Source organism: Rhodanobacter thiooxydans, assembly GCF_021545845.1.
In the GTDB taxonomy this organism is placed as follows: domain Bacteria; phylum Pseudomonadota; class Gammaproteobacteria; order Xanthomonadales; family Rhodanobacteraceae; genus Rhodanobacter.
Genome location: NZ_CP088923.1, coordinates 2,680,600 through 2,700,034 on the forward strand (window position 1 = coordinate 2,680,600; position 19,435 = coordinate 2,700,034).

At 66.7% G+C, this 19,435-nt stretch carries 16 protein-coding genes and 5 tRNA genes; 9 read left to right on the forward strand and 12 right to left on the reverse strand.

What is annotated here, in order from left to right; all coding sequences use genetic code 11:
• Nucleotides 1-80: 80 nt before the first annotated feature.
• A complete protein-coding gene (locus LRK53_RS12020) occupies nucleotides 81-2,138 on the forward strand; it encodes a 3-hydroxyacyl-CoA dehydrogenase NAD-binding domain-containing protein (protein ID WP_027492345.1) in 2,058 nt (685 codons plus the stop codon).
• A 43-nt stretch (nucleotides 2,139-2,181) separates the two neighbouring features.
• On the opposite strand, the gene LRK53_RS12025 is transcribed toward LRK53_RS12020, so the two are convergent.
• The 5 genes from LRK53_RS12025 to LRK53_RS12045 all read right to left on the reverse strand — a co-directional run bounded on the left by LRK53_RS12025 (nucleotide 2,182) and on the right by LRK53_RS12045 (nucleotide 7,192).
• A complete protein-coding gene (locus tag LRK53_RS12025) occupies nucleotides 2,182-2,760 on the reverse strand; it encodes a DUF2058 domain-containing protein (RefSeq protein ID WP_027492344.1) in 579 nt (192 codons plus the stop codon).
• A gap of 37 nt (nucleotides 2,761-2,797) precedes the next feature.
• Nucleotides 2,798-3,022 (reverse strand): SlyX family protein, encoded by a 225-nt coding sequence (locus LRK53_RS12030; RefSeq protein WP_008434801.1) that lies wholly within the window; start codon nucleotides 3,020-3,022, stop codon nucleotides 2,798-2,800.
• The gene (locus tag LRK53_RS12035) at nucleotides 3,019-4,362 is read right to left on the reverse strand and encodes a UDP-glucose dehydrogenase family protein (RefSeq protein ID WP_027492343.1); all 1,344 of its coding nucleotides are present in this window, start codon (nucleotides 4,360-4,362) and stop codon (nucleotides 3,019-3,021) included. Before LRK53_RS12035 ends, LRK53_RS12030 begins: the two co-directional genes overlap by 4 nt.
• Nucleotides 4,363-4,519: 157 nt before the next feature.
• Nucleotides 4,520-5,266 carry an FKBP-type peptidyl-prolyl cis-trans isomerase gene (locus LRK53_RS12040; RefSeq protein WP_027492342.1) on the reverse strand — a complete coding sequence of 249 codons (747 nt, stop codon included), beginning with the start codon at nucleotides 5,264-5,266 and terminating at the stop codon, nucleotides 4,520-4,522.
• 159 nt (nucleotides 5,267-5,425) lie between these two features.
• Nucleotides 5,426-7,192 carry a cation:proton antiporter gene (locus LRK53_RS12045; protein ID WP_027492341.1) on the reverse strand — a complete coding sequence of 589 codons (1,767 nt, stop codon included), beginning with the start codon at nucleotides 7,190-7,192 and terminating at the stop codon, nucleotides 5,426-5,428.
• A 169-nt stretch (nucleotides 7,193-7,361) separates the two neighbouring features.
• Between LRK53_RS12045 and LRK53_RS12050 the strand changes: the two genes are divergently transcribed.
• From LRK53_RS12050 to LRK53_RS12060, 3 genes are all read left to right on the forward strand, one after another.
• Nucleotides 7,362-7,437 (forward strand) — tRNA-Ala (locus tag LRK53_RS12050).
• Between the two features lie 65 nt (nucleotides 7,438-7,502).
• Nucleotides 7,503-7,578 (forward strand) — tRNA-Glu (locus LRK53_RS12055).
• A gap of 29 nt (nucleotides 7,579-7,607) precedes the next feature.
• Nucleotides 7,608-7,684: transfer RNA gene (locus tag LRK53_RS12060), tRNA-Asp, on the forward strand.
• Between the two features lie 178 nt (nucleotides 7,685-7,862).
• On the opposite strand, the gene LRK53_RS12065 is transcribed toward LRK53_RS12060, so the two are convergent.
• Together LRK53_RS12065 and ppsR are read right to left on the reverse strand one after the other, a co-directional pair.
• Nucleotides 7,863-8,351 carry a DUF1249 domain-containing protein gene (locus LRK53_RS12065; protein ID WP_027492340.1) on the reverse strand — a complete coding sequence of 163 codons (489 nt, stop codon included), beginning with the start codon at nucleotides 8,349-8,351 and terminating at the stop codon, nucleotides 7,863-7,865.
• 18 nt (nucleotides 8,352-8,369) lie between these two features.
• Entirely contained in the window at nucleotides 8,370-9,185 is an 816-nt protein-coding gene (ppsR, locus tag LRK53_RS12070) for a posphoenolpyruvate synthetase regulatory kinase/phosphorylase PpsR (RefSeq protein ID WP_235642168.1), read from the reverse strand.
• A 221-nt stretch (nucleotides 9,186-9,406) separates the two neighbouring features.
• Between ppsR and ppsA the strand changes: the two genes are divergently transcribed.
• The 3 genes from ppsA (at nucleotide 9,407) to LRK53_RS12085 (ending at nucleotide 13,003) form a co-directional block, all read left to right on the forward strand.
• Nucleotides 9,407-11,779: a phosphoenolpyruvate synthase gene (ppsA, locus tag LRK53_RS12075; protein WP_027492339.1), complete on the forward strand. Its 2,373-nt coding sequence runs from the start codon at nucleotides 9,407-9,409 to the stop codon at nucleotides 11,777-11,779.
• A 100-nt stretch (nucleotides 11,780-11,879) separates the two neighbouring features.
• Nucleotides 11,880-11,969, forward strand: a tRNA-Ser gene (locus LRK53_RS12080).
• Nucleotides 11,970-12,301: 332 nt separating this feature from the next.
• On the forward strand, nucleotides 12,302-13,003 hold the full coding sequence (locus LRK53_RS12085) for a PP2C family protein-serine/threonine phosphatase (RefSeq protein ID WP_027492338.1): 702 nt from the start codon (nucleotides 12,302-12,304) through the stop codon (nucleotides 13,001-13,003).
• Nucleotides 13,004-13,018: 15 nt separating this feature from the next.
• On the opposite strand, the gene dnaQ is transcribed toward LRK53_RS12085, so the two are convergent.
• Genes dnaQ through LRK53_RS12100 form a run of 3 tightly spaced genes read right to left on the reverse strand, consistent with a single transcriptional unit; the run spans nucleotide 13,019 to nucleotide 14,902 of the window.
• On the reverse strand, nucleotides 13,019-13,729 hold the full coding sequence (gene dnaQ / locus LRK53_RS12090; protein WP_027492337.1) for a DNA polymerase III subunit epsilon: 711 nt from the start codon (nucleotides 13,727-13,729) through the stop codon (nucleotides 13,019-13,021).
• Nucleotides 13,726-14,169 (reverse strand): ribonuclease HI, encoded by a 444-nt coding sequence (gene rnhA / locus LRK53_RS12095; protein WP_027492336.1) that lies wholly within the window; start codon nucleotides 14,167-14,169, stop codon nucleotides 13,726-13,728. Before rnhA ends, dnaQ begins: the two co-directional genes overlap by 4 nt.
• Before the next feature lie 25 nt (nucleotides 14,170-14,194).
• Nucleotides 14,195-14,902 carry a methyltransferase domain-containing protein gene (locus LRK53_RS12100; RefSeq protein WP_027492335.1) on the reverse strand — a complete coding sequence of 236 codons (708 nt, stop codon included), beginning with the start codon at nucleotides 14,900-14,902 and terminating at the stop codon, nucleotides 14,195-14,197.
• A gap of 232 nt (nucleotides 14,903-15,134) precedes the next feature.
• On the opposite strand from LRK53_RS12100, the gene gloB reads away from it, so the two are divergent.
• Together gloB and LRK53_RS12110 are read left to right on the forward strand one after the other, a co-directional pair.
• Nucleotides 15,135-15,899 (forward strand): hydroxyacylglutathione hydrolase, encoded by a 765-nt coding sequence (gloB, locus tag LRK53_RS12105; protein WP_027492334.1) that lies wholly within the window; start codon nucleotides 15,135-15,137, stop codon nucleotides 15,897-15,899.
• A gap of 200 nt (nucleotides 15,900-16,099) precedes the next feature.
• Complete coding sequence (locus LRK53_RS12110) at nucleotides 16,100-17,140, forward strand: transglycosylase SLT domain-containing protein (protein WP_027492333.1); 1,041 nt, start codon at nucleotides 16,100-16,102, stop codon at nucleotides 17,138-17,140.
• Nucleotides 17,141-17,313: 173 nt separating this feature from the next.
• Here the strand turns inward: LRK53_RS12110 and LRK53_RS12115 are convergent, their stop codons facing one another.
• Both LRK53_RS12115 and LRK53_RS12120 read right to left on the reverse strand, forming a co-directional pair.
• Nucleotides 17,314-19,221 carry a SurA N-terminal domain-containing protein gene (locus tag LRK53_RS12115; RefSeq protein WP_027492332.1) on the reverse strand — a complete coding sequence of 636 codons (1,908 nt, stop codon included), beginning with the start codon at nucleotides 19,219-19,221 and terminating at the stop codon, nucleotides 17,314-17,316.
• 134 nt (nucleotides 19,222-19,355) lie between these two features.
• A tRNA-Asp gene (locus LRK53_RS12120) sits at nucleotides 19,356-19,432 on the reverse strand.
• Nucleotides 19,433-19,435 lie beyond the last annotated feature (3 nt).

Sequence of the window (19,435 nt, forward strand, 5' to 3'; positions counted from 1 at the left end):
GTCAAGCAAGTACGTCACATCTCGCAATCATGGCAGCGGAACGGTATGGTTCAGGCCTCGACCACCACGCCCCTACGCCCATGTTCGAAGGATTGCGTTTCAACCACTGGAAGACCAGCGAAGGCGACGACGGCGTCGTCACGCTGACCCTCGACCGCGCCGGCAGCAGCGTCAATGCGATTTCCCGCGCGGTGCTGGACGAGCTGGAACAGATCGTCGAGCGGCTGGCGATCGAGAAGCCGGCCGGCGTCATCGTCCATTCGGCGAAGCCCTCGGGCTTTGCCGTCGGCGCCGACGTCAAGGAATTCATCGGGTACGCGAAGCACGACAGCGTGCTGGAGAACATCGAGCACGGCCAGCGCGTCTACGAGGCGCTGGCGCGGCTGCCCTGCCCGACCGTGGCGGCCGTGCATGGCGCCTGCATGGGCGGCGGCACCGAGCTGATGCTGGCCTGCCGCCAGCGCATCGCTGCCGACGACGACAAGACGAAGATCGCCCTGCCCGAGGTAATGCTGGGCATCCATCCCGGCTGGGGCGGCACCGCGCGCCTGCCGCGGTTGATCGGCGCCACCGAGGCGCTGCCGTTGATGCTGACCGGCAAGTCGCTGTCGGCGAAGCGTGCGCTGGGCCTCGGCGTGGTCGACCGGCTGGCCCGCCCAAACGAACTGCTCGCCGAAGCGAAACTGCTGTTGCGCCACCCCGCACCCCGCCCGTTCGCCCGGCGCGCCAAGGCGTGGGCCAGCAATACCTGGCTGGCCCGGCAGATCCTGGCGCCGATGGTGTTCAAGCAAACCGCCGCGAAGGTGCGCAAGGAACATTACCCGGCACCATTTGCGATCATCGATGTGTGGCAGCGCGGCGGTTCCGGCATCCAGCAGCGGCTGAAGATCGAGGCACGCTCGGTGGCGAAGCTGGCGCAGACGCCGACCGCACGGAACCTGATCCGCATCTTCTTCCTGCAGGAGCGGCTGAAGGCCCAGGGCAGCGGCACCGAGCACGGCATCAAGCACGTGCACGTGGTCGGCGCCGGCGTAATGGGCGGCGACATCGCCGCGTGGGCGGCGTTGAAGGGCTTTGAGGTGACCCTGCAGGACCGCGAGATGAAATTCGTCCAGCCTGCGCTGGATCGCGCCCGCCAGCTTTACGAGAAGAAACTGAAGACGCCGGAGCAGGTCGAGGCCGCGATGCGTCGCCTGCGTGCGGACGTCGAGGGCAGCGGGGTGGCCTCGGCCAACCTGGCGATCGAGGCGATCTACGAGAACGCCCGGGCGAAGGAGGCCTTGTATGCCAGCATCGAACCGCAGTTCCGGGCCGACGAAATCCTCGCCAGCAATACCTCCAGCATCCCGCTGGACGAGCTGCGCGGGAACCTGAAGGCGCCGCAGCGATTCCTCGGCCTGCACTTCTTCAATCCGGTGGCGCAGATGCCGCTGGTGGAGGTGGTGCGCCACGACCGGCTCGACCCGGCCATCGAGAAGCGCGCGCTGGCGTTCTGCAAGGCGATCGGCAAGCTGCCGGTGGCGGTCAAGGGCACGCCGGGTTTCCTGGTCAACCGCATCCTGATGCCGTACCTGCTGGAAGCGCTGCGCCTGTACAGCGAGGGCGTGCCCGGCCCGGTACTGGACCGGGAGGCGAAGAAGTTCGGCATGCCGATGGGGCCGATCGAGCTGGCCGACACGGTAGGCCTGGACGTGTGCGCCTCGGTCGGCAAGGAACTGGCGCCGTTCCTGGGACTGGAACTGCCGCCGGGGCTGGAGGAGAAACTCGCGGCCGGCAAGCGCGGCAAGAAGGACGGCCAGGGCCTGTACGTGTGGCAGGGCGGCAAGCCGGAGAAGCCCGAGATCGACAAGGAATACGTAGCGCCGCCGGACGTGCAGGAGCGGATGATCCTGCCGATGGTCAACGAGGCGGTCGCCTGCCTCGCCGACGGCGTGGTCGACGACGCCGACCTGCTCGACGCCGGGGTGATCTTCGGCACCGGCTTCGCCCCGTTCCGCGGCGGCCCGATCCAGTACGTGCGCAGCGAAGGCGCCGCCAAGCTCAAGGGCAGGCTCGAACAGCTGGCGCAGCGCTACGGCGACCGCTTCCGGCCGAAGAACGGCTGGGAGCTTCCGGCGCTGGCGCAGGGCGACGAGTAGCAAGCCGCGAACATGGGAGGCGGCCAGGCCGTCTCCCGCCCGATCACCACATCAGGTCGTCGGGCACGCCATCGTCGTCCGCACCGGCAGACGGATCAACCAGCAGCGCCAGCAGGTGCGGATCGATCTCGCGCACCTGCTCGGCAATCCCGCGGCTGACCAGCAGGTAACGACCGCCGTGCTGCACCACGCCCAGTTCACCGGCGTTGAGCGCCGCCAGTTGCGCGGCATCCACATGCACGCGGCGGATTTTGCCGGCGTACTCGAAATTGCGCGGGTGGTCGGCCTCGGCCTTGTTCAGCGCCTTGCCTTCGAGCAACCGCTGGATCTGCTGCTTGCGCTCGCGCCGCAACCGCGCCTGTTCGGCGGCCTCGCGTTCGATCTGCTGGCGTTCGCGCGCTTCGGTCTGGGCGCGCAGCGCGTACGCCTTGGCCAGGTCGATGTCCTGCTGGCTTTGCCCCGCGGGCCGTGCGGCGTGCGACGCTGCATGTGGCTTGCCGCCCTTGCGTGCGGGCTTGCCCGACGACGGCGGGGGCGGGCGCTTGGGCTCGCGCGCGCGGTCCTGCTGGACCTGTTTGACGATGCCGCTCTTGAGCAGCTGATCGCGCAGGGAATCGGCCATGCGGGTAGTCCGTGATCGACGGTTGGAATGGATTGGCTCAGTAATGCGGCGGTGGCGGTTCGTTGTGCGGATCGTCGCCCTGCGCGATGCGCATCGATGCCATCTCGCCGCGCAGGTCGCGCAGCGCGCGCTCCAGCGCGGCGATCCGCTGCGACTGGTCGGCGTCCGCCGTGGTCAGCGCCTGCACTGCCTCGTCGATGAAGGTCAGCTTGACCTCCATCTCGTCGAGCCTGCGGGCGAGCATGTCGTTCGGGCCGTTCATCGCGGCGCTTGCAGGCTGCGGCCGCGGCCGATGCCGTAGTAGGCCAGGCCCGCCTCCTCCACCACGGCCGGGTCGTACAGGTTGCGTCCGTCGAATACGGCCGGCACCGCCAGCGCCCCGCGGATCGCCGCAAAATCGGGGCTGCGGAACGTTTTCCACTCGGTGACCACCGCCAGCACGTCGGCGCCCTGCACGGCGTCCATGGCGTGTTCGCACAGCACCAGATCGGCGCGCTCGCCGTACAGCCGCCGGGCTTCCTCGCGCGCTTCCGGGTCGAACGCGCGCACCTTCGCGCCGGCTTCCCACAGCTGTTCCATCAGGCGCCGGCTGGAGGCCTCGCGCATGTCGTCGGTATTCGGCTTGAACGCCAGACCCCACAGCGCCATCGTGCGGCCGGCCAGCTGGCCGTCGAAATGCCGCGAGATCAGCTCGAACAGCTTGCCCTTCTGCTGCCGGTTGACCGTCTCGACCGCACCGAGCAGGTGCGCCTCGTAGCCGTGCGCGTGCGCGGTGCGCTCCAGCGCCTGCACATCCTTGGGAAAGCACGAACCGCCGTAACCGGCGCCCGGATAGATGAAGCTGTAGCCGATGCGCGGGTCGGAGCCGATGCCCTGGCGCACCAGCTCCACGTCGGCACCCACCCGCTCGGCGATGTTCGCGATCTCGTTCATGAAGCTGATCTTGGTCGCCAGCATCGCGTTGGCGGCGTACTTGGTCAGCTCGGCCGAGCGCTCGTCCATCACCACCATGCGGTCGTGGTTGCGGTTGAACGGCGCGTACAGCTTGCGCAGCAACGCCACCGCGCGCGTGCTGGAAGCGCCCACCACGATGCGGTCGGGGCGCAGGCAGTCTTCCACCGCCGCGCCTTCCTTCAGGAACTCCGGATTCGACACCACGTCGAATTCCACCGCGGCATGGCGCGCCGCCAGCTCGGCCGCGACGGCCTCGCGCACGCGGTCGGCGGTGCCCACCGGCACGGTCGACTTGTTCACCACCACGGCGTAACGCTCCAGATGCCGGCCGATGGTGGCGGCCACCTTCTGCACGTACCGCAGGTCGGCGCTGCCGTCTTCGTCCGGCGGGGTGCCCACGGCGATGAAGATCAGCTCGCCGTGGGCGATCGCCGGGGCCGCCTCGGTGGTGAAATCGAGCCTGCCGCTGGCGTGGTTGCTTTGCACGATCGACTCCAGGCCCGGCTCGTAGATCGGGACCTCGCCGCGCTTCAGCCGCCCGACCTTGCCCGCGTCGATGTCGACACAGACCACGTGGTTGCCCATTTCCGCCAGGCAGGCACCGGTGACCAGGCCCACATAACCGGTACCGAAGATGGTGACTTTCATCATCGCTGCAGCAATCCCTTGAAAATCAAGCCGTCTATTCTAGCCGCTCGAACGCGCCAGGCGGCAGCATGCCCAACGACGAAAAAACGGAAGGGCGCGAATCGCTTCGCGCCCTTCCGCCGGATCGTCGCCGCAAGGCGGCGGTGGAACTTCGAGATTACTTGCCGGCCGGGGCGCCCGCCGGCGTCGGACCGGTCTTGACCAGGGTCACATCGAAGATCAGCGTGGCATTCGGCGGCATCGGCGGCTGCGGCTCGGCGCCATAGGCCAGCGCAGCCGGGATGAACAGCTTGTAATGGCCGCCCACCTGCATCAGCTGCAGGCCTTCGCGGAAGCCCGGGATCACGCCGGCCAGCGGAATCTTGGCCGCGCCCGGCGGGTTGTGCTTGGCGGAGGCGTCGAACACCTGGCCGTCGACGAAGCTGCCGGTGTAGTTGATCTCGACCGTGTCGTTCGGGCCCGGACGGGCGCCCGTGCCCTGGCTGAGCACCTGGTACTGCAGGCCCGACGCGGTGGTCTTCACGCCTGCCGCCGTCTTGTTCTTGGCCAGGAAGGTGTCGCCCTCGGCCTTGTTCTTGGCTGCCAGCTTGGTCATCTCGGCCTGATACTTGGCCTGGATCTTGGCCATGAAGGCTTCGTGCACCTGCTTGGCTTCGGTTTCGCTCATGGTCGGCTTCTGGCCGGACAGCGCCGCCTTCACCGCATTGGCCACCGCGTTCGGGTCCAGTTCGTCGCGCATGATCGGCGGAACCTGGGAAGCAATCTCCCAACCCACCACATAGCTGGCCTTCGCCTTGTCGACGGTACCGGCCGCGCCAACGGTCTGGGCGACAGCGCTGGCCGTCATGCCCAGCGCCACGGCCATCGCGACCGCCGTCAGCGTGGGACGCAGAAAGTGCTTCATTCGTAACTCCCTCATGTATGGATATGCCGGCATTGCCGTCCGAGCCCCTCCGATAGAGGCAGGCTCCGCATTGTGCGGCGCTTGTCTGGTCTTGGCAACGAGTCCGGGCTGTGACCGTCAGTCGGGATAAAGGTTCAACCTTCCCGGGCGCCGCGTGCGTCAGCCCGCACCGTCCCCGGGCGGGGCGGGCTTTTCCAGGGTCTCCTTCAGCGCCGCCTGCAGCCGCGCATGCATCTTCACCAGGCCGCGCCACAGCACCACCGCCGCCAGCACGCCCAGCACGAGCAGGGACAGCGCGATGCCGCGGGGCGGCAGGATGGCCGAACTGAGTGCGCTCACCAGCAGCGCCAGCGCCAGCAGGGTGGCCAGCGGAATGACCCTCGCCAACACGTTGCGGATGGCCTGGGTGTAGGCGCCGGCAAACCGCTCGCGTATGCCGATCTCCGCCAGCAGCATGCCCAGCGCCCCGGCCTTGCGGTAGACCGCAATCAGCATGGGCAGGGACAGGAACAGCGCGGCGGCCCAGATCAGCGTGTGGCGCAGCTCCCGGTCGATGCCAAGCATCGAGAACCAGCTCCAGTTGTGCGCATTGACGTAGGCGCCGATCACGAACAGCGCCACCACCAGCAGCACGTTGATGCCGATATGCCACAGCAGGCGGCGGAACATGGCGGCGATTGCCGCGTTTTCATCGACCGGCTTGAGGTTCTCCAGCCAACCGCTGTAGCTGGTCGCCAGCAACCTCAACGAACGCGGCGTCAACCTGCGCAGGCCATCGGCCAGGCCGTCGGCGGAACGACTCAGGTAGGGCGACGCGGCCATGCACAGCACCGAGACCGCCACGGCGATCGGATAGATGAAATCGCTGATGACGCCAAGCGAGAGCCCAAGCGTGGCGATGACGAAGGAGAACTCGCCGATCTGCGCCATGCCCAGGCCCGCACGCAGCGCCGTGCGTGGTTCGTGCCCGACCATGAACACGCCCAGGCTGCACGTCAGCGTCTTGCCGACGATGACGGCCACCGCGATCAGCAGCGCCGGCAGCGCGTACTGCAGCAGCATCGCCGGGTCGATCTTCAGGCCGATCGCCACGAAGAACAGCGCAGCGAACATGTCGCGCAGCGGCTCCACCAGGTGCAGCACCCTCCCCACGCTGCGCGACTCGGCCACCACCGCGCCGGCCAGGAAAGCGCCCAGCGCCACGCTGAAACCCATCCATGCCGCGAACAGGCTGGCGCCGAAACAGATGCCGAGCACGCTGACCAGCAGCGTTTCGTCGCGATCGAAACCGGCCACATAATCCACCAGCCGCGGCAGCAACAGCAGGCCCAGGATCATCCCGACGATCACGAACAGGCCCAGGTGGCCGACCAGCGCAAACGCGGTCTCCGCCTCCACCGAACCGCCGATCGCCACGGCGGTGAGCAAGGTCAGCATGACGATGGCCAGCATGTCCTCGGCCACCAGCAGCCCGATCACCAGTTGGGCGAACGGTTGCTGCCGCTGGCCGCCCTCCGCCAGCGTGCGCGTCGCCACCATGGTGGAGGACAGCGAGATGATCGCGCCAAGAAAGAGCGCGTCCTTGCCGCTCCAGCCGAACAGACCGCCAATGCCGTAGCCGATCCACAGCATCAGCCCGACCTCGGCCACGGCCGCGACCAGCACGCCGACACCGACCTCGCGCAGCTTGCGCACGCTGAACTCGAGGCCCAGCGTGAACATCAGCAGCACCACGCCGAGATTGGAGATGTCGTCGATCGCGCGCGGATCGCCCACCAGCACGCCCGGCGTGTGCGGCCCGATCAGCACGCCGGCCAGGATGTAGCCCAGCAGCACCGGTTGCCGCATCCGCTGGAACAGGATCGTGGTGGCACCGGCCACGATCATCACCACGGCCAGGTCGCGGATGAAACCGATTTCGTGCATGCATCGACTCTACATAGGAAGGCGCGAACCGCTGCAGCTTAAACGAAGCACGACGGCATCCAGCCGGATCGCCGGACGGGACGATGGCGGCGGACAATTTCGCATCGACATGCGCAAAAAAGCTTGACGGACATGCTGGTCGCACCTATTCTTCTCGGCTTCCAGCGGCGGGGCCATAGCTCAGCTGGGAGAGCGCCTGCATGGCATGCAGGAGGTCGGCGGTTCGATCCCGCCTGGCTCCACCAATGATTCAGTGCAAGTCCTTTGCGAGAACCCGCACTTCCATGTGCGGACTTTTCGAAAAAGCAACGTCCCCATCGTCTAGAGGCCTAGGACATCACCCTTTCACGGTGGCGACCGGGGTTCGAATCCCCGTGGGGACGCCAAGTTGGCTCGCGGAAAGCGTTGCAAACGCGGAGTGGTAGTTCAGTCGGTTAGAATGCTGGCCTGTCACGCCGGAGGTCGCGGGTTCGAGTCCCGTCCACTCCGCCATCATCCAAGCAGAAAGCCCGCCTTGCGCGGGCTTTTTGCTGTGGGTGTCAGTGTATTTGTGCGCTCATCCATGTGCGCAAAGATCAAGAGGCAGCCATCCATGGCTGCACTTGCTTGTACTTATGCGCTCATCCCTGCGCGCTGGAAAGTCAAAAGGCGGCCATCCCTGGCCGCACTTTCAAACAAGGCTGCCACCTTTCGGCTGTTCCGGTTGCGGCTGCAGCGTGCCGACGGAGTGTCCCTGCTCGGCCAGATACTCCAGCCAGCGCGACAGGAACCCGTTCATGCGCAGACGATGCTGGAACACGGTATGCGCCGGTGGGAACGGCCCCAGCACCTGCCATAGGTGCCGGCCGGGATGGCAGTGCAAGGCTTCCGCCACGTGCGCGTCGGTATACATGCGCAACTGTGCCGACGGCGCGCGCTGGCCGGTATGCGCGTCGACGAAATCGTAGGTGAGCTCCAGCTCCAGCGTGTACGGGTGGCACTCCTGCAGGTACAGGTGCACGTCCAGCCCGTCGCCGACATTGGAAACGTAGCGGCCCGGCGCCAGCTGCTGCGGCGCGAACAGCCGCGTCAGCCGATGATAGTTCTCCGCGTACAGCCCCATCAGGAACTCGAAGCGTCCCGGCAACAGGCTGCGGCGGTTGTCCAGTACGACGCTCATGCGAAACGCGGGCTCCTGTCAGAACATGGTCCGCTCGATACCGAAGCGGTCGAAGATCTTGCTGGCGATCTCCTCGATCGACACATGCGTGGTGTTGAGGCTGGGGATGCCGGCCTGGCGCATCAACCGATCGGCCTGTTTCAGTTCCCAGCGGCACTGCTGCAAGGTGGCGTAGCGGCTGCCGGCGCGACGCTGCTCGCGAATCTGCGCCAGCCGCACCGGGTCGATGGTCAGTCCGTACAGCCGGTCCCGGTACGGGCACAGGCGCGACGGCAGTTCGAGTTTCTCGAGGTCCTCGTCGGTCAGCGGATAGTTGGCGGCGCGCACGCCGTAATGCAAGGCCATGTAGAGGCAGGTCGGCGTCTTGCCCGAGCGCGACACCCCCACCAGTATCAAGTCGGCCTCGGCGTAGTTCACGTCGATGCCGTCGTCATGCGTGAGCGCATAGTTGGTGGCGTTGATGCGTGCTTCGTACTTGTCGAAATCGACCAGCCCATGCGAGCGGTTCACCAGGCCGGTGCGCTTGGTGCCAAGCTCATCCTCCAGCGGGCCGATGAACGGCGCGAACACGTCCAGCATCAGCGCGCCACTGGCGGCGACGATCTCGCACAGTGCGCGATCGGCCATGGTGTTGACCACGATCGGCCGCTGCCCGGTCTGCGCGTAGTTGGTCTTGATCCGCAGCGCAGCAGTTTCCGCCTTGTGCGCATTGTCGGTGAACGGCAGCCGATGCTTGTCGAACCGCACGTCCTCGAACTGCGCCAGGATGCTGTTGCCGATCGTCTCCGCGGTGATGCCGGTGGAGTCGGAGATGAAGAAAACCGTTCGCTGCATACGGGGTCCTGCTTGGGGAAAGCGTTTGGGGGCACCTTAGCGCAAGCGGGAAATCCACCGCCAGCTGACTGGTATGCCGTTGGAATGACATCTGCCTGCAATGGTCTTCTTGTGCCGCGCACCATCCGCAGCGGACAATACCAGTTCTTTGCAACCCGCTCCGGGCCTTCGTGGCGCGCCCATTCCACTTACCTGCAGTGCTTTCCCTTAAGGAGACACCCTTGAACGACCTGGTGCTTTGGCTCGACCACCTGCGCATGACCGACCTGGGCAAGGTCGGCGGCAAGAACGCCTCGCTCGGCGAGATGATCGGCAACCTCGCCAAGCTCGGCGTGTCAGTGCCCGGCGGCTTCGCCACCACCGCCAGCGCGTTCCAGCAATACCTGGAAAAGAGCGGGCTGGCCAAGCGCATCCAGGAGCGGCTGGCGTCGCTCGATGTCGACGACGTCGACACCCTGGTGGCCGCTGGCAAGGAGATCCGCGGCTGGATCATCGACACCGCCCTGCCGGCCGAGCTTGAACAGGCCATCCGCGACGCCTACGCCAAGCTGTGCAAGGACGCCGGCGCCGACAATATCGCCGTGGCGGTGCGCTCTTCGGCGACGGCGGAAGACCTGCCCGACGCCTCGTTTGCCGGCCAGCAGGAAACCTTCCTCAACGTGATCGGCATCGACGACGTGCTGTACAAGGTCAAGGAAGTCTTCGCCTCGCTGTACAACGACCGCGCCATCGCCTACCGCGTGCACCAGGGCTTCAAGCACGAGGACGTGTTCCTGTCCGCTGGCGTGCAGCTGATGGTGCGCTCGGACGTGGGTGCCGCCGGCGTGCTGTTCACGCTGGACACCGAGTCCGGCTTCCGCGACGTGGTGTTCGTCACCGGCAGCTATGGCCTGGGCGAGATGGTCGTGCAGGGCGCGGTCAACCCGGACGAGTTCTACGTGTTCAAGCCCACGTTGAAGGCTGGCAAGCCCGCCCTGCTCCGCCGCAGCCTCGGCGCCAAGCAGTTGCGCATGGTCTATTCCAGCGCGCCGGGCGAGCGGGTGAAAACCGAAGACACTCCGGTCGAACTGCGCAACCGCTTCTGCATCAGCGATGCGGACGTGCAGGAGCTGGCGAAGCAGGCGCTGGTCATCGAGCAGCACTACGGCCGCCCGATGGACATCGAGTGGGCGAAGGACGGCTACAGCGGCAAGCTGTACATCGTGCAGGCACGTCCGGAAACGGTGAAGTCGCGCGCCCATGCCACCCAGCTCGAGCGCTTCCAGCTCAACGAGAAGGGCAAGGTGCTTGCCACGGGCCGCGCCATCGGCCAGAAGATCGGCGCCGGCAAGGCGCGCGTGGTCCGCTCGCTGGCCGACATGAACAAGGTGCAGAACGGCGACGTACTGGTGGCCGACATGACCGACCCCGACTGGGAGCCGGTGATGAAGCGCGCCTCGGCGATCGTCACCAATCGCGGCGGCCGCACCTGCCACGCGGCAATCATCGCGCGCGAGCTGGGCGTGCCCGCCGTGGTCGGCACCGGCAACGCGCTGGAGCTGATCCCGGACGGCGCCGAGGTCACCGTGTCCTGCGCCGAAGGCGACACCGGCACGATCTACGAAGGCCTCCTGAAGTTCGAGCGCATCACCGCCGACCTCGGCGCGATGCCCGAGGCCCCGCTGAAGATCATGATGAACGTGGCCAACCCCGAGCGCGCGTTCGACTTTGGCATGCTGCCGAACGCCGGCATCGGCCTGGCCCGCCTGGAGATGATCATCGCCAGCCACATCGGCGTACACCCGAAGGCGCTGCTGGAATATGCCAAGCAGGATGCCGAGACCAAGGCGAAGATCGACGAACGCATGGCTGGCTACGCCGATCCGGTGTCGTTCTACGTCGACCGCCTCGCCGAGGGCATCGCCACCATCGCCGCCTCGGTCTACCCGAAGCCGGTGATCGTGCGCCTGTCCGACTTCAAGTCCAACGAATACGCCGGTCTGATCGGCGGCTCGCGCTACGAGCCGCACGAGGAAAACCCGATGATCGGCTTCCGCGGCGCCAGCCGCTACGTCGACCCCAGCTTCGCCGAGGCGTTCGCCCTGGAATGCCGCGCGGTCAAGCGCGTGCGCGAGGCGATGGGTCTGACCAACGTGTGGGTGATGATCCCGTTCGTGCGCACGCTCGGTGAAGGCCGCAAGGTGATCGAGGCGCTGGCAAAGAACGGCCTCAAGCAGAACGAGCACGAGCTCAAGGTCATCATGATGTGCGAGGTGCCCTCGAACGCGCTGCTTGCCGACGAGTTCCTCGACATCTTCGATGGCTTCTCGATCGGCTCCAACGACCTCACCCAGCTCACCCTGGGCCTGGACCGCGATTCGTCCATCGTCGCCGGCCTGTTCGACGAACGCGATCCGGCGGTGAAGAAGCTGCTGGCGATGGCGATCAAGACCGCGCGCGCCAAGGGCAAGTACATCGGCATCTGCGGCCAGGGTCCCAGCGACCACCCGGACCTGGCCGAGTGGCTGATGGAACAGGGCATCGAATCGTTGTCGCTGAACCCGGACACCGTCGTCGACACCTGGCTGCGGCTGGCCAAGAAGAAGGCTGGCTGAGCCGCCCATCCGGTCGCGACAGGCGGGCGTCCGCCCTGCTTGTCATGACTGGGAGCACCGCGTAGACTTGCCGGCTCGCGCGGACCACGCGCACCCCTTCGGAGAGGTGGCAGAGTGGTCGAATGTACCTGACTCGAAATCAGGCGTACGTGCAAGCGTACCGTGGGTTCGAATCCCACCCTCTCCGCCAGACACAAAAACGCCCCTTCGTGGGGCGTTTTTGTGTCTGGCGGAGAGGGTGGTGTGGACGAACCCACCCGGGTGATCCGGCGCACCCTGCGCCTCACCCTTCGGGCCATCGGCTACGCCGATGTTCGCTTCGGCATCCTGCCTTCGCGAGCGACGAATTCGCCGGGAGCGAATTCGGACAGCCGCAGGCTGGTCCCGCAACGCGCAGCGCGGAGGGGTCGGGGCCATGAATGGCCCCGGCAATCCCCACCCAACCATCGCGCGCAGCCTGCGCTTTTGCACCAGCCTCCAACATCCGTCATGCTCCTCCACATCCATCCTGCCTCGCCTCCCATGATCGAATTCGGACACGGCACCCACGTCGGCCTGCGTCGCACGCGCAATGAGGACACCTACTACGCCGACGCCTCGCTCGGCCTGTTCCTGGTCGCGGACGGCATGGGTGGGCACCAGCACGGCGAAGTCGCATCGGCCCTGGTGCGCGACACCGTGATCGAGGTGGTCGGCCGCGGCCAGAGCCTGATCGAGGCGATACACGTCGCTGCCAGGCGGCTGCTGGCACGAAGCCGGCACAACATCGACGTGCTGCCGATGGGCACCACGATTGCTGCGCTGCGGACGAGCGACGACGGCTACGAAGTCGCCTGGGTCGGTGACAGTCGGATCTACCTGTGGAAACAGGGCCTGCGGCAGATCAGCCACGACCACTCGCTGGTACAGGCGCTGGTCGAGGCTGGCCGGCTCGACCCGGCACAGGCATCGCAGCATCCCCAGCGCAACGTGCTCACCCAGGCGCTCGGCGTGACCACTGCCGAACAGTTGCACATCGGTATGGCCCGCGGCGAGCTGGAGCCGGGTATGACCTTCTTGCTGTGCAGCGATGGGCTCACCGAGAACGTCAATGACACGGCAATCGCGCGCACGATTGCACGCTCCGAGCTGGCTGCTCAGGAATGCGTGGATCAGTTGCTGCTGGACGCGCTCGACGGTGGCGGCGACGACAATATCACCGTGCTGATCGTGCGTTCCCGCTGAGCCGGCGCTGCACACTCACCCCAACCGCCGCCACACGCTCTGCCCATCCGCACCGCTCTTGTCCAATGCATCCAGGCGTTGTTCATGTGCCGACAACTCCTCCGCCGAGGCACGCAATACCCGCGGCCGCACATGCAGCACCACCGGCGCAGCCACCATCACGTCGAGCTGTTCGCTCGCCCCCTCGAAGCCAAGGTCGAAGGCCACCTGTCCCGAGGTCATCGCCAGGTACACGTCGGCCAGCAGCTGCGCGTCGATCAGGCCGCCGTGCAGGTCGCGCCGCGAGTTGTCCACGCCGAGCCGTTTGCACAACGCATCGAGGCTGTTGCGTTGGCCGGGGTAGCGCTCGCGCGCCATCGCCAGGGTGTCCAGCACGCTGCAGCGGTCGCCGATCCGGCCGGCGTGTTCACCCAGCCGGGCCAATTCGGCATCGAGAAAGCCGATGTCGAAGCTGGCGTTGTGGATGATCAGCTCGGCGCCGTCGATGAAGGCGAGGAACTCCGTCGCCACCTCAGCGAAGCGCGGCTTGTCGAGCAGGAACTCGTCCTCGATGCCGGTGACCAGTCGGGCGCCCTGGTCGATCGCCCGATCCGGGTTCAGGTAGGTCTGGTAGTGCCGACCGGTAAGTCGGCGCTCGACCAGTTCGACGCAGGCGATTTCCACCAGCCGGTGGCCCTGGCGCACTTCCAGGCCGGTGGTTTCGGTGTCGAGAACGATCTGCCTCATGCCCTGCCCTTCAACAGTTCGGCCTGTTCGCGCGCGGCCTGGTCGACGCGTTCATTCTCGCTGTGGCCGTTGTGGCCCTTCACCCACTGCCAGCGCACCTGGTGGTCGCCGATCGCATCGGACAGGCGCTGCCACAAGTCCTGGTTCTTCACCGGCTTCCGATCGGCCGTGCGCCAGCCGTTCGCGCGCCATTTCGGCAGCCACTGCTCGATGCCCTGCATCACGTAGCGCGAGTCCGTGGTGAGGGTCACCCGGCACGGCCGCTTCAATGCCTCCAGCGCACCGATCGCGGCCATCAGCTCCATCCGGTTGTTGGTGGTGGCTGGGTCGCCGCCGGCCAACATGCGTTCGCTGCTCCCAGCCCGCAACAATGCAGCCCAGCCGCCCGGCCCCGGGTTGCCGAGGCAGGCGCCGTCGGTAAATGCTTCCACTTCGCTCATCGTTGCCCACGTACTCCATTGGAAATCACAGAGCCGCGCTGCGCCGGGTACCCGGCGACAGCCGACCATTCGCCGGCACGCGCACCGGCGCCGGCCTGAGCCGCAGCGGCGTGGCCAGACGCCGACGCTTGCGCGCCACCAGCACGTAGCCGCCACCGAAAGCGCCGGCGAGCGTACGCCGCGCGGTCTTTCCTCCCGGCCACACACTGCCCACCCGCTGCAGCTGCTCGATCGTCATGCCGGCCAGCTCGAGCTGGCGTCGAAGCCGCCACGGCATCTGCAGGGCCGGGCGCTTGCGACGCGCATGCCAGCAACACCATGGCGACCAGCCGCTGAACGGGTGCATCCCGGTCAACACCAGCACGCCGCCCGGCGCCAGCACGCGAACCGCTTCATCGAGCAGGCCCGAGGGCAGCGGCGCCACCTCCAGCGCATGCCGCAGCAGCACCAGCTCGAACGCATCGTCGATGAAGGGCAAGGGTTCGTCCGCGGCGGCCTGCAGATCGCCCGTGAAGCATCCTTCCGACAGCTGCAGGCTGGTCCAGCAGCCGAGCATCGGCAATGTCGGCGGCGCATCGCCGCGGACGGCGCCCAGCAGCAGCGCGTGGACGCCGGCACAACGCTGCAGGGCCGGCTTCAGCGCGCAGGTCTGCGCATCCAGCAAGCGGCGCAACGGCGCGCTGGCATAGATGCGGTCATCACGTTGTTGCTTGCGGCTGACCCGGTCATTCATCTGAAGCAGGAGTGTAGCCGCTGGCGGCAGCGGGCAGAGCAAGTCGCGGGCGAGACGGAACTGCCGCACGCTGCTGAACAGCTGCACTGCTGGTTAACGTTCTGCTAACGAGCAGGTATCGACGCCCCTTTATATTCGACCGTCTCATGCGCGCCCCGGATGGCTGCGTCTGTCGTTCCACAGGGAAGACACCCGGTTCGCCGGATGTTCCTCAAACGCAGCGGAGCCCGCCTTGCATCTCATCCCGTTACCGGCGCTGGCCGACAACTACATCTGGCTGCTGCACGACGACGACGGCAACGCCATCGTGGTCGACCCGGGCGATGCCGCGGTCGTCGAACAGGCACTGGTCACGCATCGTCTGCAGCTGCGTGCGATTTTGCTGACCCATCACCACCACGACCATATCGGCGGCGTGCCGGCCCTGCGCGCGCGCCACGACGTGCCGGTCTACGCGCCGGACGACGAACGCATCGACAGCGCGACCACGCGGGTGCGCGACGGCGATCGGGTCGAGCTGGCCGCGCCCTCTGCGCACTTCGAGGTAATCGCGATTCCCGGCCACACGCTCAGCCACGTCGCCTACGTCGGCGCCGGTTTCCTGCTGTGCGGCGACACCTTGTTCAGCCTGGGCTGCGGCCGCCTGTTCGAAGGCACGCCGGCGCAGATGCTCGCCTCGCTGGATCGCCTCTCGCAATTGCCTGGCAATACCCTGGTCTGCGGTGGCCATGAGTACACCGAGGCCAACGGGCGCTTTGCGCGCACGGTCGAACCGGCCAACGCCGACCTGCAACAACGGCTGCAGGAGGTGGCCGCGCTGCGCGAGCAACTTCGCCCCACCCTGCCGGTGCCGCTTGCCCGCGAGCGGGCGACCAATCCGTTCCTGCGTGTCGATGCCGATGCCGTCATCGCCTGGTGCGGGCGGCAGGGCGCCGGGCAGAGCCGCGTCGCGCGCTTTGCTGCCGTGCGCAGTGCCAAAGACGGATTCCAGGCATGAGACAGCCTGCCCGCTTCCTGCCGGCATTCCTGGCGATGCTGCTCGCTGCCTGTGCCAGTGCACCTTCGCACGGCCCGCGACCAACGACCGCGGCGAACCTGCCGACCGCGGCGACTTCTGCCGAAACCGCGCCGCCGACTGCCGCACCTGCACCCGCTCCCGAAGCCGACGTCTGGGAGCGGTTGCGCAGCAGCTTTGCCATGCCGGGTTGCGACGCCGACCCCGCTGTGCTGGCGTGGGCCAGACACTACACGCGCCATCCGCGGCAGTTCGAAAGCCAGCTGCAGGCGGTGCTGCCGCGCCTGGTGTACGTGCAACAAGTGGCGGACCGCTACGACGTCGCCGGCGAGTTCGTGCTGCTGCCCTGGGTGGAAAGCCGCTTCCAGCCGGTAGCTGCGCGCAAGCGCCGCCCGGCCGGCATGTGGCAGATCATGCCGATGACCGCCGGCGCGATGGGGCTGCGTGTCGATGGCCACTACGACGGCCGGCTTGACGTGCCCGCCGCCGCCAACGCCGTGATGAAACTGCTTGAGCAGTACCACGAACAGTTCCAGGACTGGCGCGTGGCCGATTACGCGTACAACGCCGGCGAATTCAAGATACGCCAGATGATCCAGACGCACGGCATGCCCGCGGAGCAGCCGGCGATCCCGCACTTGCCCGTGCGCAAGGTGACGCGCGAACACCTGACCAGGCTGCTCGGCATGGCTTGCGTAGTGCGCGAACCGGAACGCTTCAACGTCAGCCTGCCCACGCTGCCGGACGAGCAGCAGCTGGTGCGGACCGAGCTCTCCCGCTCGATGCCGATCACGCGGGCGGCCGATCACGCCGGCATGTCGGTGGAGGCGTTGAGACACCTCAACCCGGCGTTCCGCAGCAACACGATCGATGCCAGCACGGCCCCCTACCTGATCCTGCCGGCCCGCCACGCCCGCCAGTTCCGCGATGCCCTGCTCGAACAAGCCAGCAGCGCCGGCGGCGATTTGCTGGCCAGCCTTGGCGGCGGCGACATCGCGGCCAGGCCGGTGCCTGATCCGAGCACGGCCCGGAAGACCCATACCGTGAGGCACGGCGACAGCCTGTGGCAGATCGCCCGCGCCTACTCGATCAGCGTCAGCCAGCTGCAGCGCTGGAACCGCCTGGGCAGCCATGCGCTGAAGCCTGGTCAGACCCTGACGGTAAGCGCGCCGGACCAGGAACGGTCCGAACAACTGCCGTCACCCCCGCAAAAGCGGGGATGACGGGCCAGATCGGGACACCCCTGGCTCCGTTGCCCGAACGGCAAGCGCCGCATCATCCGCGCCGTCGGTGTTCCACTGCAGCACTCGACAGTCCATCCGCCATAGGTAAAAAGGGGCAGCCGAAACTGGCTGCCCCTTTTGCATGATGCCGGTCGCGACCGATCGCCGACGGCTCAGAGTCGCTGCTGGTTGATCTTGATCTTGGCCTTGGCCTTCGCCCTGAGCTGGTCGATCAGCTCGCGCGTGGCTTCATAGCCGTACGACTGGGCCATCTGCTGGCGCAGCGACTCGCGCTGCTCCGGCGGCACCTTCGACAAGTCACCGTCCTGCACCTTGTCGACGGCCAGCAGCACATAGCTGCCGTCCTGCATATCCACTGCGGCGTACTGCGGCTTGCCCGCCGCCGGGTGCGGCAGCAGGAATGCCTGCGTCAGCATCGGCGCCGGCATCTGCGCACGCCGGACCACTTCGTTCGCCGTAGTGATGCTGGCACTCAGCGATTTCGCCACATCGTCCATCGACTCGCCTTTGCGCAGGCGGGCCAAGGCGTCGTCGGCCTGCTTTTTCTCGATGGCGGCGACGCGCGCGTCGAGGATCCTCTGCTGCACGTCGGCCCGCACTTCCGCCAGCGGCCTGGCCGCCGCGGCCACGTGCTGGTCGACGTGGATCACCACCGAGTGGTTGTTGCCCAGGTCGATCAACCCCGAGTTGTTGCCCTGGACCAGTACGTCGTCACTGAACGCCGCCGCGATCACCTTCGGGTTCGCCGCCACACCTTCACCGCCCTTGCGCGTGAACAGCGCTGTGGTCTTGATCGGCAGCTTCAGGGCGACCGAGGCCGGCTCCAGCGAAGTCGGGTTCTGGTAGGTGTTGTCGGACATCTTGCCCGCGACGTCGTTGTAGGTGCGGTCGCGTTCGGCGGTAGTCGCTTCCTTGACCAGCTGGTCGCGCACCTCCTCGAACGGCTTCGATTCACCGCTGCGGATGTCGCGCAGCCAGATGATGTGGTAGCCGTCGGAGGACAGCACCGGCTTGGAAATCTGCCCCTTCTGCATCGCAAACAGGGCCGAATCGAAGGCTTCGTTGGTCACGCCCTTTTCCAGCCAGCCCAGGTCGCCGCCCAGGCGACGGGAACCCAGGTCCTGCGAATCCTGCTCGGCCAGCTTGGCGAAGTCGCCCGGGTTGGCCTCCGCAGCGATCTTCTCGGCCTTCGCCAGGGCAGCCTTCTGCTGCTCCGGCGTGGCGTTGGCCGGCACGTTGATCAGGATGTGCGAGACCTGCCGCTGTTCCGGCTGCACGAAACGCTGCTTCTCGCTCGCGTAGCGCTTCTTCAGCTCCTCGTCGCTCGGCTCGGCCGCCAGCGGCAGGTCGGCGCCGACGACTTCGACGTACTTCACCGAGACCTGCTCGGGGTTCATGTAATCAGCCTGGTGCGCCTTGTACCAGCTCTCGATCTCGGCATCGCTGACCGCGTTGTTCTCCAGCGCGGGACGCGGCAGCTGGAAGTAGCGCAGGTCGCGGCGCTGGCTGAGCAGCTTCAGGAAGCCGTCGAGCTGGGCGTCACTGGTGCTGGTGCTGGCGCTGATCGCCGCCGGCAGCAACTGGGTGGCCAATGACGCGCGAATCTCGTTCTCGAACATCTCCGGCGTCTTGTACTGGCTGGTGAGCCATGCGCGGTAGCTGGTGGCATCGAACTGGCCGTTGACCTGGAACGCCGGGATCGAGGCGATGTAATCGCGCATGGACAGATCCGAAACCCGCAGGCCCCAGTCCGTATTGGCCTGCAGCAGCAACTGCTCGTCGATCATGCCGTCGAGGATGCGCAGCTTCGTCTCGTTCTTTTCGAAGGCGCTGGAATCGAAATGCTCGCCCTGCTGTTCGGCTGCCTGCTGCCGCAGCTGGTTCACGCGATCCTGGTAGGCGCGCTGGTCGATTTCGTGCTTGCCGACCTTCGCCACGAAGGCGTCGTCGTTGGACATGAAGTAGCTCTCCATGCCGAACAGCGACATCGCCAGGACGGCGAGGCCGAGCACGATGATGGACGGCCATCCGTGCATCTTGTTACGCATTGCCTGCAGCATTGCAATCTTCCCGCAAGGTGGTGAAAGCGCGCGATACGCGGATGGAACAAACCGCCTGCCGACGTGCGTGCAGGACCGCGCGTGCGCACATCGCTCAAATGACAAGGGCGCCACACGGGCGCCCTTGCGAACTGTGGCGGAGTGGACGGGACTCGAACCCGCGACCTCCGGCGTGACAGGCCAGCATTCTAACCGACTGAACTACCACTCCGCA

Bases quoted from the DNA above. Each gene is read 5' to 3' on its own strand.
- LRK53_RS12110 (WP_027492333.1), top strand. From the start codon at position 16,100: ATGCCGGGTTGCGACGCCGACCCCGCTGTGCTGGCGTGGGCCAGACAC.
- LRK53_RS12020 (WP_027492345.1), top strand. From the start codon at position 81: ATGTTCGAAGGATTGCGTTTCAACCACTGGAAGACCAGCGAAGGCGAC.
- LRK53_RS12025 (WP_027492344.1), bottom strand. From the start codon at position 2,760: ATGGCCGATTCCCTGCGCGATCAGCTGCTCAAGAGCGGCATCGTCAAA.
- rnhA (WP_027492336.1), bottom strand. From the start codon at position 14,169: ATGAGCGAAGTGGAAGCATTTACCGACGGCGCCTGCCTCGGCAACCCG.
- dnaQ (WP_027492337.1), bottom strand. From the start codon at position 13,729: ATGAGGCAGATCGTTCTCGACACCGAAACCACCGGCCTGGAAGTGCGC.
- LRK53_RS12065 (WP_027492340.1), bottom strand. From the start codon at position 8,351: ATGAGCGTCGTACTGGACAACCGCCGCAGCCTGTTGCCGGGACGCTTC.
- LRK53_RS12040 (WP_027492342.1), bottom strand. From the start codon at position 5,266: ATGAAGCACTTTCTGCGTCCCACGCTGACGGCGGTCGCGATGGCCGTG.
- LRK53_RS12045 (WP_027492341.1), bottom strand. From the start codon at position 7,192: ATGCACGAAATCGGTTTCATCCGCGACCTGGCCGTGGTGATGATCGTG.
- LRK53_RS12100 (WP_027492335.1), bottom strand. From the start codon at position 14,902: ATGAATGACCGGGTCAGCCGCAAGCAACAACGTGATGACCGCATCTAT.
- LRK53_RS12115 (WP_027492332.1), bottom strand. From the start codon at position 19,221: ATGCTGCAGGCAATGCGTAACAAGATGCACGGATGGCCGTCCATCATC.
- LRK53_RS12030 (WP_008434801.1), bottom strand. From the start codon at position 3,022: ATGAACGGCCCGAACGACATGCTCGCCCGCAGGCTCGACGAGATGGAG.
- LRK53_RS12035 (WP_027492343.1), bottom strand. From the start codon at position 4,362: ATGAAAGTCACCATCTTCGGTACCGGTTATGTGGGCCTGGTCACCGGT.
- ppsR (WP_235642168.1), bottom strand. From the start codon at position 9,185: ATGCAGCGAACGGTTTTCTTCATCTCCGACTCCACCGGCATCACCGCG.
- LRK53_RS12085 (WP_027492338.1), top strand. From the start codon at position 12,302: ATGATCGAATTCGGACACGGCACCCACGTCGGCCTGCGTCGCACGCGC.